The organism is Pseudoalteromonas sp. MMG024 (genome assembly GCF_021654175.1).
Lineage (GTDB): Bacteria > Pseudomonadota > Gammaproteobacteria > Enterobacterales > Alteromonadaceae > Pseudoalteromonas.
Window position 1 is genome coordinate 66,199 of the sequence record NZ_JAKFZO010000020.1, and the last position, 11,692, is coordinate 77,890.

Here is an 11,692-nt window from a genome sequence, read left to right on the forward strand (position 1 = left end):
TTTATGCCATTAGCAAAAAAATAACACTAAGGGATTGGCATGAATAAATTTTTGCTCGCATGTATCACTGCTGGCTTATTATTAGCTGGACTATACATAGCATTAAGTGAATCATTCACGCATTCAGTGCAATCTCAAACTAACACATCTTCGCAAATTAATAACGATACCAACACCAAGACGTTACTGTCGCCGCAAACCGATACTTTAGAGCAGCAACAACATGACACAACACAAAATGAATCTGAAAGTGACATTTCTTCAGAAACCATAACACTCTGTGATGACAAAGACGTTGACTTTTTTGCGCTTGAGCAGCTCGCTAAACAGGTAAGTAACAACCATGGTATTTTCGATAATCACACATTACTTGCTACCCTTAAAGACAACGCGGTCACACTTGAAAGTAAAATTACCCATGCTTTATTGTCTTACGCGCAAAACCCTGAACAGCCCCACCCTTTAATCACCCTTTTTAGTGAATATCCAAATAACCGCTATCTTGCTCATCACACACTGCTGGCGTGTACAACTCAAGTCTGTGACGAACAAACGATTCGATCAGCGCTTAATACTGATCGCAATAATGGCGCGAGCTGGTTAGCATATGCCAGCTTGATAGACCCGAAAGAAGACCCACAACATACGCTAAATGCAATTAACAACGCTGCCAATGCACAAGATTACAATGAATATCGACAACAAACGTATTATTTCTACGATGAAGCGCTCAATCAGCTGAATATCAATAATGACTTATTATTTCTTATCGGTGTTGAAAGTATTCTCGCAGCCGCGCCAACTCCAAGTTTCAGCACAATTAACAAAACCTGTAGTAACGTAACGCAAGATGAAGTTAGATTACTTGATGCCTGTATTAATATTGGTGAGCGATTAGAACAAAGCCAAAGCACCCTAATTTCAACAGCAATAGGCATTGCGTTGCAACGAAAGGCATATGAAGTACGTAATGACCAAAGTGAAATCGCGTTTTTAAATGAAAAAACTCAAAACTTTCAAAAACTGCTCACTCAAAGCAGCCTCGCAACGCAACTTATGTGGCAAAGTGAGCAACTCTTTAAGAATTATATTCAGGTTATTAAAAACAGTAATGAGGTAGATGCAACTCGCTACCTTGTTGAACAAGCGATCACTCTCAGTAACGAACCTGACTTTGATCCATGTGTTAGCAATTGGTAGTGCTAAACTGAACGCTGTCAAACCGTATTTATGGGTTAATACACCCAATAGTTAATCGTTACCATTAAGCCATTAATCACAAACCAACCAAGGGCATAGTGTGTTGGTTTATACTTAGCAAACGCAATTGTTAACGCCGAAGCGATGGCAAAAATAATTAAGCTTTGCAAACTCACTACAATCAATTGCAAACTCATTAACCCAATCACTGCTAAGCTCATAGGCACAACATATTGGCCATAAATTAACGTATTTGCATTGCGTAAACTGTTTAACCACAATCTGTACTGTAATACGCATTCGTTTTGATTAAGTTGCTGACTTGAAGCAATGTAAACGATAAACGGCGAAATAAAACAATGAACAAAAAAGCCTAAATCTGGCCGTTGTAGATTCAGTACATTTGCACATACCCATAAGGCAAGTAACATTAATACACGCCACCAAATTTCGGCAAATGCATGGCTATGATAACTGACCCAGAAACCGAGGTTAAACCTCGTCAGCCGTTTGAAAAACAAGTCATTTGGCCAAAATGCAACGCCAGCTAGCAGTGCAATATAACTGTTTAACAACCAAAGCAAGCTTAAATCAAATAGCACTGACAACAGAATGACCGTAATTACATATAACTTTATTCGTGTAGGTTTGAGGGTGGCAACAAACCCACTGCCGAGCACACAAATGCTAAACAGTACAAAATGAAGGCCTTGCTGCCATTTGCTCAAGTCTAACGACAACAATAAAGGCACACTCAATATAAATACTAAATTACCGGCTAAAGCCAACGCATAATCACATAACACGCGCATTTCTTTGCTCGCAAATGAGCGTTGATAAAGGCGGTGTTTTACATCAAGCGCACCTTTGCTCAATGCAACACTGAGCTCACTTTGCATAACGATTAATGCAACCGATAATAAAATACTTAACGTTGGGTCTTGCGTCATAACTTTGCCAAGCGCTAGGTAAATTAGCAGAATAAGTGCTGGAAAAGCGGTATACATAAACAGCGCTAAAATAACGCCTAATTGCTTTAATTGACCTAATTGTTCAGCAATGAAATGATGAAAAGCCGCAATGCGATATTCGAAAAATGAAAAATTACGCACTTATCAACGCCTGTACTTCAAATCCAGATTGTAAAAATGGCTCTGGCTCATGACTGGTTAAAATCACTTGTCCCTCAAACTCATCAATACACGCCAGTAGCACAGGCACACTTTTGTGCTCAAGTGCCGCAGTGGGCTCATCCAATAGCAACACTGAGGCTTTGCGCATAAACGCATTTATCAGTTGAAGCTTTTTAAGGTTACCACTCGAAAGATTAATCACTTTAGTGTTTAAAAAGTCATTAAAGCCAAAGCGCTTAACCAAGCTTTCAAGATTGTCACACTCTTGATGCATAAGAGTTAAATCTAAGACTTGTTTAGCCGTTAAAAACTCTGGAAAGATAATTTTATCACTCGCTAAAGCGACATTCGTTTGTAAAAACCGGGCGGCGGCGCTTTGCTGTTGCAGTAAAATCTCACCTTGTTGAAATGATTCCAATCCTGCAAGAATGGCTAGTAGTGTTGATTTACCAAGGCCATTTGGTCCGGTAATTAAGACACGCTGAGAAGTTAATTGGCAGGTATAATCTGAGAACACAACTTTATCAAAATAAAGTTTGGTTAAACTGCGTATTTGAAACAAACGACCTTCCCTTTCATCTTGAATGCGTTTTGGTGTGCACATTTTGCTTATTTATGCACTTATAGTCAAAGACTTATGATTGGCTATACTATAAACTACCAGAAAATATCACAGTAATCAGAGGCAATACACCAATGAAAAACCATGGCTTTACACTTATTGAACTGATCATTGTGATTGTTATTTTAGGCCTACTTGCAGTCGTTGCAGCACCTAAGTTTTTAAACTTGCAGCAAGCATCACGCATTAGTGTGTTAGAAGCAACAGCCGCTTCAATGAAAGCCACCGCAGAACAAGTTCGCGCGAAAGCGTTAGTGCAAGATGTTAAAAATGGGAATGTTCAGCTCGATGAGCTTGGCATTAGTGTACTGGTTTACAACGGCTATGTTGAAGGTTACTGGAATGGCGCTTGGCGTTACATTTTAAACATTGGCAAAGAAATTCCATTTACATCAGCAAGCGCTGTATGCACGGCAAATAGTTTATGCGGCGTGGGTAGGCAACAAACTGCACCTGGCTTTCCTCTTGCTACAAACGGTGCACAAGGGCTTATTCTTATTTGGCCACAAGGATTGCGTCTTAGTGACGAATGCTATGCTTTTTATTACAACCAAGAAGATGGCACAACCCCAAATACAGGCGTTGTTACCTCTGGATGTTAAAAAGCCATCGATTGTTAGCTGATATTGAGAGTATTAGTTTTGCGTGTTATCAAAACACTGCTTCAAGCTAAACAGCATGCCCTTTTTCAAACCATCAACATATAAACTAGATCGCAAAGTGCCTTCAGCAGTTTCGCCTCGCATAATGCCACCAGCAGTAAATTTGAAAAGCACTTTATTACCTTTCACCTTTTGGCATAGCTCACGTTCTTTGACCTGGTAACCGACCGCAAATCCTGCAGGCCACATTGCAATCAAAATCCCAACAACAGCAAGCGTGAATATCACAACTTTTTTCATTACTCTCTTTCCCAAAAAAATTTGCCATAGCGTAAACCTGGGAAACTGAATATTGGATTAATTAATCACAAAAAATAGGGCGTTAGTCGTTAGTCGTTAGTCGTTAGTCGTTAGTCGTTAGTAAAATAATAAATTTATCTCACACACGGTGTTGATAATAGGGCTAAAAAATAAAAGTGATAATGGAAAAGCTAGAACTTACAGAGTGAAATTACTAAGAGTATTAATGGTGAAATAGATTTTTGACTTAGAGAAAGAAAATCAGGATCAAAGCGTAAAGCTTATAATGAAAATTTATTAGGGGAATATAAAATGGCGGAGTGGACGGGACTCGAACCCGCGACCCCCGGCGTGACAGGCCGGTATTCTAACCAACTGAACTACCACTCCGCATCGGGGATAAATTTGCTAATGGCGGAGTGGACGGGACTCGAACCCGCGACCCCCGGCGTGACAGGCCGGTATTCTAACCAACTGAACTACCACTCCGCTGAGCAAATTTTTAAATGATATAAGTGGCGGAGTGGACGGGACTCGAACCCGCGACCCCCGGCGTGACAGGCCGGTATTCTAACCAACTGAACTACCACTCCGCAGCATATATCATTTTAAATTGTTTTATTCCTAATGGCGGAGTGGACGGGACTCGAACCCGCGACCCCCGGCGTGACAGGCCGGTATTCTAACCAACTGAACTACCACTCCGCGAAGGAATAATGGCTACTCTTTAAATTAATGGCGGAGTGGACGGGACTCGAACCCGCGACCCCCGGCGTGACAGGCCGGTATTCTAACCAACTGAACTACCACTCCTAAAGAGTAACGTTTGAAATAATTGGCGGAGTGGACGGGACTCGAACCCGCGACCCCCGGCGTGACAGGCCGGTATTCTAACCAACTGAACTACCACTCCGCGCCATTTCAAACCTGTCATGACTCACTTTTGATTTGACTCTCAGTGCTCCTTGACAGCGGCGTGAATAATACGAATCACCCCTTTAAGAGTCAATAGTTTTTTTGCTTTTTTCTCGCTTTTTTACTCATCTGGCAACGAAAGGTTCAAAATTTCATCTGAACTGTCTGATTTCTGCTCAGAACCCGCTACTTTTTGTTCTTCTTGGTCTTTTTTGTTTTTCTTCAATTTACTCATCAAGCCGCCTAATAACGGTTTTTTCTGAATAAATACACGGATCACAATAAAGCCAATTAAGATAATAAGCACATTACCCACCACAGCCCAGATGATAATTTGCTCAACATCGAGTTCTGGCTCTGGTGGTAATTCAGGTTCGAGTTCCACATCAGGTACTAATGGCGCTTCCTGCTCTGGTACTTTCTCAATTGGTTTATCAATTTCAAATTCCTGTTTGCCTACATTAATAACAAACTCACGGCCATTAATATTACTGCCAAATAATGTCAACTCGACTTCGTAAACACCCCAATCATAGTTAACCAATTTGAGTTCGCGCACCGCTTTATCTTGTGCTTCTAGATTAAATGCTTGCGTCTCACCGTTAGGATAAAAAATAGTACCTTGAAAAATGAGTGAGTCTGGCGCTACTTTCTCAGTATTAACATTGATCGCTAAATGATGGTGCTCTTCACCTTCAGTGGCTTCAGTAAATTCAAAGCTAATGGGAACTTGCTCAATGATGATCGGCTCTTTCACTAGGCTGCGACTTAATATAGGGGTACGTACTTCATATTCAGGTTGCCACTCGCCAGATGCAAAATTAAGTGCAAATTCCCCTGTAAACACGCCATCGCCCGGCCTCTCATCATAACCTTTACCATCATCCAGCAATTCTGCAATTGGTACAGGCTTTGCGCCAAAATTCAAATACTCTTTGTTATTAGTACTAACAAAGTCCACATTCAGTGTTACTAAGTCACGAAACAACCCTTCTTCGATAGGTTTGCCGCCATTCGTTAAACGCCCTGTTACTTTAATTGTTTCACCTTTAAATAGCAGTGGCGGAAGTGGATCAACATGTAACTCAATCTCACTTAATATCATTAGTTTACTTTCAGGCAGAATTTTACCAATCGCTTGCCATGGTCCCGGCATTGGGTTTTTGATTTTGACAATGTCATATGTTTCATCGTCAAACCACTCAATGTTCATATCACCCAATGAAGTAGTCGCGTAAATTTTACTGCCATCGGGTCTGACGAGAATGACCGCGGGAGTGCCTTTTTCGCGGAAAAAAAGAAGCGTTATTTCGTCAACTTGATAGTCAATACGAAAACGATTGTCGAAGATTTTGAGCTCATTTTGGTCGCTGTTACGTTGAATTACCTCTAATTCGTTTTGTGCTGCAAAGCAGTTCGCTATCACAAATAAATTTAAAACAACCAACAACCATTTATTCATTATGCTTCCTCAGTAAGCCAAAGGCAGTGGCCACCTTTATCATTAACCAAATTTAAACGCTCGATATGCGCACTCTGTTCATCGTTATCGGCAAATATGACATTTAATCGAGGTCTATCTGATGAAAGTCGTCTGATCCCTTTACTATTTTCACCACTTTGCCCTTCTTGGTTGGCCAAGTTTAAACTAACTTGACCACCTGTCATGCCTAAATACACATCAGCCAATATCTCGGAATCGAGCAATGCGCCGTGAAGGGTACGTTTCGAGTTATCAATATCGTATCTACGGCAAAGTGCATCTAAGTTATTTTTTTGTCCCGGGTGCAAATCACGCGCCATCGCAAGGGTATCGCGTACTTGGCAAACGTCGTGGGTTTTGGGGTAGTTTTGTCTAAGTAGTGCAAACTCATGGTCCATAAAGCCAACGTCGAACGCCGCATTGTGAATGACCAGTTCACCGCCTTTGATGTAATCTAAAAACTCTGCCGCAACATCGCGAAACTTAGGTTTACCCGCAAGAAAGTCGCGTGTAATACCGTGTACAAAAATCGCCTCGTCTTCAATATCTCTCTCTGGATCAATGTAAACGTGAAAGTTATTTCCGGTGAGTCTGCGGTTTACTAATTCAACACAGCCGATTTCAATAATGCGGTGCCCTTGCTTAGGGTCGATACCCGTTGTTTCAGTATCCAGTACTATTTGCCTGTGAGCCATATCGCCAAATCACAAATTTTGTTATGTTAATAACTTCATTCTACATAATTTAAAGGCAAACTGTGCAAAAAAACGTAGAGATTTTTACTGATGGTTCATGTCTGGGCAACCCAGGTCCAGGTGGCTATGGCACCCTACTTCGCTACAAAGGTCATGAAAAAGAGTTGAGTCAAGGTTATACCTTAACTACAAATAATCGCATGGAACTGCTCGCAGCGATTATTGGCTTAGAGTCATTAAAAGAGCCCTGTCAGGTTATTCTCACTACCGATAGTCAATATGTGAAACAAGGTATTGAATCTTGGCTTGCCAACTGGAAAAAGCGCGGCTGGAAAACCGCCAGCAAGCAAGATGTAAAAAATAAAGATCTATGGCAACGCCTTGATGCTGCCAATTCAAAACACCACGTTGAGTGGCGCTGGGTGAAAGGCCATGCGGGTCACGCGGAAAATGAACGCGTTGACGACTTAGCCAGAGAGGCCGCAGAAAGTAGCGACTTGCTTGAAGATACTGGATTCGTAGCGCAAAGCTAGATCTCTTTATTACTCTATGATATATCTTATTCCATATTTGATATATCCAGTTTTTACTAGTATGAATGTAACCATTGAAAGTTTCTTTCACAAACAGTCTTCAACCATTAGTTATGTGGTATTTGATAACCGTAGCTTAAAAGCCATGGTTATCGATGCCGCTGTTGATTTTGATATTGCGTCGGGCAACGTCAGCTACCAGTTTACTGATTCGATTATTCATTATATTGATAGCCACCACTTAGATGTTGATTGGATTTTAGAAACACACGCCCATGCAGATCATTTATCTGCCGCGCAATACCTTAAGCAAAAACTCGGTGCAAAAGTGGCGACAGGCAAGCACATTACGCAAGTGCAGCAGCATTTTAATAAGGTATTTAACTTCGATATTCCAACCGATGGCAGCCAATTTTGTCATTTATTTGACGATGGCGAAGTGTTTTATTTAGGTGAAGAAGCGGTTACCGTGATGTTTACACCAGGACACACGCCCGACAGCGTCACCTATATTGTCGATGGCAGTGCATTTGTTGGTGATACGTTGTTTATGCCAGATAGCGGCACTGCCCGTTGCGATTTCCCAGGCGGAGATGCCAGCCAACTGTATCATTCAATTCAACGCATTTTTGAGCTTGGTAACGATACCCACTTATATATGTGCCATGATTATCAACCAAATGGTCGCGAAGTGAGTGTTGTTACCAGTGTTGAGGCGCAAAAACAATATAATGTGCACTTAAAGCACGGCATTACCCAACACGATTATGTGAAAACCCGCGAATCGCGAGATGCCGATTTAGCGGTACCAAAATTGATTCACCCTGCCATTCAAGTAAATATCAATGCGGGGCACTTTCCCGAAGCCGAAGCCAATGACACCACTTACTTAAAAATACCGCTAACGTTTAACTAGATTCACGTTTTGAGCTAATAGAAGCATTTCGAGGAGTGCTTCTGAGCCCTACACCTCTTACCGCTGGATTAAATTGCGGACGAGCATGCCATTTTGGTTTAATCGGCGTTAATGGCGCAACACGTTTTCTTGCCACAATCACGTATACACTACCCGTCGGTTTTAAATAATGTTGGCAAAACGATTGCCACGCTGCAAAACGCGATAGCCGCTTACCGCGAGCAAGCGATGAGTAAATCGCTCGTTCTTCAAATACCACTTCGAACCCTAATAAATGTAACCAGTCTTTTACTCGTGCTGGGGTAAAAAAGCGCCCACTCCACGGTAACTTTTGCTTGGCAAAAGGCAGTATGCGCGCCAAGCCACAAAAGCTAAATGGATTAAACCCGCTAAGCACTAAGTAGCCGCCAGGCATTAATACTCGATGCACTTCTCGTAAGCAGTGGTGTGGGTCGGTTAAATACTCCAAGCCATGACTTAATATGCAGCCATCGACTGTTTGTTCAGAAAAAGGTAATTCATCAATGTGCGCTCTTACTCCGGCTTTACTCGAGTTTGCGACATTTACTTGGTGTTTAATAACACACGCCGAGGTATCTAACTCAGCGCTCAGCTCACCTATTTTGAGCAAGTGATAGCCAAAAATTCGGTTTAACCATGGCGTGAAGATTTGCTCGATTTCTTGTTTTAAGTATTCGCCATGAGGAAAATCGTACCAAGAATGGGGTTGAATGGTATTTTGTAAACTTAGCGCTGGTTTCAAGTCTTTGCCTCGTTATAATGAGAGATAGCCTACAGAGTAAACATAACAGAGCAAGTGAATATGGTACAAGTAATTCCCATTCCCGCGTTTAACGACAATTACATTTGGGCATTGGTTAATCAAGACAACAAACAGCTTTATGTGGTTGACCCAGGTGACGCGGAACCCGTTTTAGCGTTTTGCCGCGAGCACACATTGTCGCTTACAGGTATCTTAATTACCCATCATCATTGGGATCACACTAACGGGGTTGAAAAGCTGGTTACGAAGTTTGGTGGTTTACCTGTTTACGGCCCTAGCAACAGCCCATTCGGCGGCATTACCCATAAACTTGAAGATGACGCTGTTATAACTCTGGATGAATTACAATTAACCTTAGCAATTATGCATGTGCCAGGACATACCCTTGATCATATTGCGTATTATAATGAAAACATGATTTTTTGTGGTGATACACTTTTTAATGGTGGATGTGGTCGATTATTTGAAGGTACGCCATCACAAATGCTGACGTCGCTTTTACGTATCGCAGCCCTGCCCGATTCAACACAGGTTTATTGCACCCATGAATATACACGTGCCAACCTAGATTTCGCTACATATATCGAGCCAGACAATGATACGCTTGTTGCCTATCGCGATGAACTTGCCAAACATAGTGATATTTCATTGCCTACCACAATAGAAGAGCAAAAGGCGATAAACCCATTTTTACGCACTCATGAACATAATGTAAGAACCAGCGTGTTAGCTAAAAACTCAGTTACCGAAATAAACGATGTCAGTGTTTTTGCCGCCTTAAGGGAACTAAAGGACAATTATTAAATCTATTTATCCATTAATGATAAAAATAAATGAAATTGGCAATTTTTAGCCAAGATCGGTATTATTCGGCGTTCCGTTTTAACTCGGTATTTTGTATTAATGACTTATAAGCAAATAATTGCCCTAAGCGCCAGTGTGTGGCTTGTGGGCTGTCAAACGACAAATCAATCTCAATCAGAAAATACGGCAGAGCCAAACTATAAAGTTGCCAGCTCACAAGACGTATATGATGCATTAACAGTGCTTGCACTTGCAGAAGAAGAGCAAGAAGTCATTGAACAAATCCCTGAATTTGACGATGTGTGGCAGCGAATTCGCTATCAGCTTTCGATACCTGTGCCGCAAAATCGTGCCGTAGTTGCCGAGCGTAACTACTACGCAAAGCACCAAAAATATTTAGATCGTATCTCCACACGCGGTACTCCCTACCTTCACTACATTGTGGAAGAGGTTGAAAAGCGTCAAATTCCTATTGAAATAGCGTTATTACCTATTGTTGAAAGCGCATTTGACCCATTTGGCTATTCGCACCGCAGTGCTTCTGGTATTTGGCAGTTTATGCCTGCCACAGGTGAGCGTTTCGGTCTAAAGCAGAATTGGTGGTACGACGGTCGCCGTGACATTACCGAGTCTACTCGCGCTGCACTTGAATATTTAACGTATTTACACAAAACACTTGATGGTGATTGGCTAAATGCAATCGCTGCATATAATTCAGGTGAAGGCCGTGTGTTACGTGCGATTAAAAAGAACCGTAAAAAGCAGTTACCAACTGATTTTTGGTCGCTTGATTTACCGCGAGAAACAACCCAATACGTACCTAAACTGCTAGCGTTATCAGACTTACTTGCGCGCTCAGACGAGTTTAAAGTAACGTGGAAAAAAATAGATAATAAGCCTGCTGTTGAATTGGTTAATACTGGCGGTCAAATTGACTTAGCAAAAGCCGCTGAAATGGCCGACATTCCAGTGACTGAAATGTATAAGTTAAACCCCGCATTTAACCGTTGGGCAACCGATCCAACCGGTCCGCATAAGCTTCTTGTGCCAGCAGATAAAGCTTATGGCTTCAAAGCACAACTTGCCAAAATGGATGCTAAAGATCGCATTCGTTGGCAGCAATACACAGTAAAATCAGGTGATAGCCTCTCAAAAATCGCCAAGCAATTTGATACCAGCACGACTAGCATCAAAACGCTAAACAAATTGAGCAACAACACTATTCGCGTTGGTCAACAACTGTTTGTGCCATTAAGTAATGGCCAAATAGACAATAACTTATTAAGCGGTCCAATGCGTATTGCAGCTAACAACAAAGCAAACCGCAAAACTACACACACAGTCGTTAGTGGCGATAGCCTGTGGAAAATTGGTCGCAAATATAAAGTATCAACCAAAGACTTAATGAAGTGGAACAACTTACGCAAAAACGCGACCTTACGTCTTGGCCAGCAGTTAACGGTTTATCAAAAAACCAGTTCAACCTTAGCTGGTAATGTGACTGAACGCACCATTACCTATAAAGTACGAAAAGGTGATTCGTTAGCGCGCATTGCGGGTTTGTATAAAGTGTCAGTATCGGACATTATGAAATGGAATGGCATTGCCAAGAATGAGTACATTCAACCTGGACAAAAGCTAAAACTAAAAGTGGATGTAAAAACAGGTTAATACCAAGCAAACATATTAAAAAAGGCGCTATTTA

12 protein-coding genes and 6 tRNA genes are annotated in these 11,692 nt (G+C 41.6%); 6 read left to right on the forward strand and 12 right to left on the reverse strand.

What is annotated here, in order from left to right; genetic code table 11:
* Positions 1–39: 39 nt before the first annotated feature.
* Positions 40–1,200, forward strand: coding sequence for a hypothetical protein (locus L1068_RS17300; protein ID WP_237131238.1), 1,161 nt, complete (start codon positions 40–42; stop codon positions 1,198–1,200).
* A 35-nt stretch (positions 1,201–1,235) separates the two neighbouring features.
* Here L1068_RS17300 and L1068_RS17305 read toward each other — a convergent pair whose 3' ends face one another.
* Both L1068_RS17305 and L1068_RS17310 read right to left on the reverse strand, forming a co-directional pair.
* Complete coding sequence (locus tag L1068_RS17305; RefSeq protein ID WP_237131239.1) at positions 1,236–2,312, reverse strand: DUF6136 family protein; 1,077 nt, start codon at positions 2,310–2,312, stop codon at positions 1,236–1,238.
* On the reverse strand, positions 2,305–2,937 hold the full coding sequence (locus L1068_RS17310) for an ATP-binding cassette domain-containing protein (protein ID WP_237131240.1): 633 nt from the start codon (positions 2,935–2,937) through the stop codon (positions 2,305–2,307). Before L1068_RS17310 ends, L1068_RS17305 begins: the two co-directional genes overlap by 8 nt.
* A 92-nt stretch (positions 2,938–3,029) precedes the next feature.
* Here L1068_RS17310 and L1068_RS22095 point away from each other — a divergent pair, with 92 nt between their 5' ends.
* Positions 3,030–3,557 (forward strand): prepilin-type N-terminal cleavage/methylation domain-containing protein, encoded by a 528-nt coding sequence (locus tag L1068_RS22095; RefSeq protein WP_275419499.1) that lies wholly within the window; start codon positions 3,030–3,032, stop codon positions 3,555–3,557.
* Positions 3,558–3,590: 33 nt separating this feature from the next.
* Here L1068_RS22095 and L1068_RS17320 read toward each other — a convergent pair whose 3' ends face one another.
* The 9 genes from L1068_RS17320 to dnaQ all read right to left on the reverse strand — a co-directional run bounded on the left by L1068_RS17320 (position 3,591) and on the right by dnaQ (position 6,950).
* Entirely contained in the window at positions 3,591–3,857 is a 267-nt protein-coding gene (locus tag L1068_RS17320) for a hypothetical protein (RefSeq protein ID WP_237131241.1), read from the reverse strand.
* Positions 3,858–4,170: 313 nt separating this feature from the next.
* Positions 4,171–4,247 (reverse strand) — tRNA-Asp (locus tag L1068_RS17325).
* A gap of 22 nt (positions 4,248–4,269) precedes the next feature.
* Positions 4,270–4,346, reverse strand: a tRNA-Asp gene (locus L1068_RS17330).
* Between the two features lie 27 nt (positions 4,347–4,373).
* Positions 4,374–4,450: transfer RNA gene (locus tag L1068_RS17335), tRNA-Asp, on the reverse strand.
* 35 nt (positions 4,451–4,485) lie between these two features.
* Positions 4,486–4,562, reverse strand: a tRNA-Asp gene (locus L1068_RS17340).
* A 31-nt stretch (positions 4,563–4,593) separates the two neighbouring features.
* Positions 4,594–4,670, reverse strand: a tRNA-Asp gene (locus L1068_RS17345).
* 23 nt (positions 4,671–4,693) lie between these two features.
* A tRNA-Asp gene (locus tag L1068_RS17350) sits at positions 4,694–4,770 on the reverse strand.
* A 123-nt stretch (positions 4,771–4,893) separates the two neighbouring features.
* On the reverse strand, positions 4,894–6,234 hold the full coding sequence (locus L1068_RS17355) for a TIGR03503 family protein (protein ID WP_237131242.1): 1,341 nt from the start codon (positions 6,232–6,234) through the stop codon (positions 4,894–4,896).
* Positions 6,234–6,950 carry a DNA polymerase III subunit epsilon gene (gene dnaQ, locus L1068_RS17360; protein WP_237131243.1) on the reverse strand — a complete coding sequence of 239 codons (717 nt, stop codon included), beginning with the start codon at positions 6,948–6,950 and terminating at the stop codon, positions 6,234–6,236. Before dnaQ ends, L1068_RS17355 begins: the two co-directional genes overlap by 1 nt.
* Positions 6,951–7,012: 62 nt before the next feature.
* Here dnaQ and rnhA point away from each other — a divergent pair, with 62 nt between their 5' ends.
* Positions 7,013–7,483: a ribonuclease HI gene (gene rnhA / locus L1068_RS17365; protein ID WP_010560468.1), complete on the forward strand. Its 471-nt coding sequence runs from the start codon at positions 7,013–7,015 to the stop codon at positions 7,481–7,483.
* A gap of 61 nt (positions 7,484–7,544) precedes the next feature.
* Positions 7,545–8,399, forward strand: a complete 855-nt coding sequence (locus L1068_RS17370; protein WP_237131244.1) for an MBL fold metallo-hydrolase — start codon at positions 7,545–7,547, stop codon at positions 8,397–8,399.
* Here the strand turns inward: L1068_RS17370 and L1068_RS17375 are convergent.
* Positions 8,392–9,162: a class I SAM-dependent methyltransferase gene (locus L1068_RS17375; protein WP_010560470.1), complete on the reverse strand. Its 771-nt coding sequence runs from the start codon at positions 9,160–9,162 to the stop codon at positions 8,392–8,394. The genes L1068_RS17370 and L1068_RS17375 overlap by 8 nt on opposite strands.
* Positions 9,163–9,222: 60 nt before the next feature.
* On the opposite strand from L1068_RS17375, the gene gloB reads away from it, so the two are divergent.
* Entirely contained in the window at positions 9,223–9,987 is a 765-nt protein-coding gene (gloB, locus tag L1068_RS17380) for a hydroxyacylglutathione hydrolase (RefSeq protein ID WP_237131245.1), read from the forward strand.
* Between the two features lie 99 nt (positions 9,988–10,086).
* Complete coding sequence (locus L1068_RS17385) at positions 10,087–11,658, forward strand: LysM peptidoglycan-binding domain-containing protein (RefSeq protein ID WP_237131246.1); 1,572 nt, start codon at positions 10,087–10,089, stop codon at positions 11,656–11,658.
* Positions 11,659–11,692: the final 34 nt, after the last annotated feature.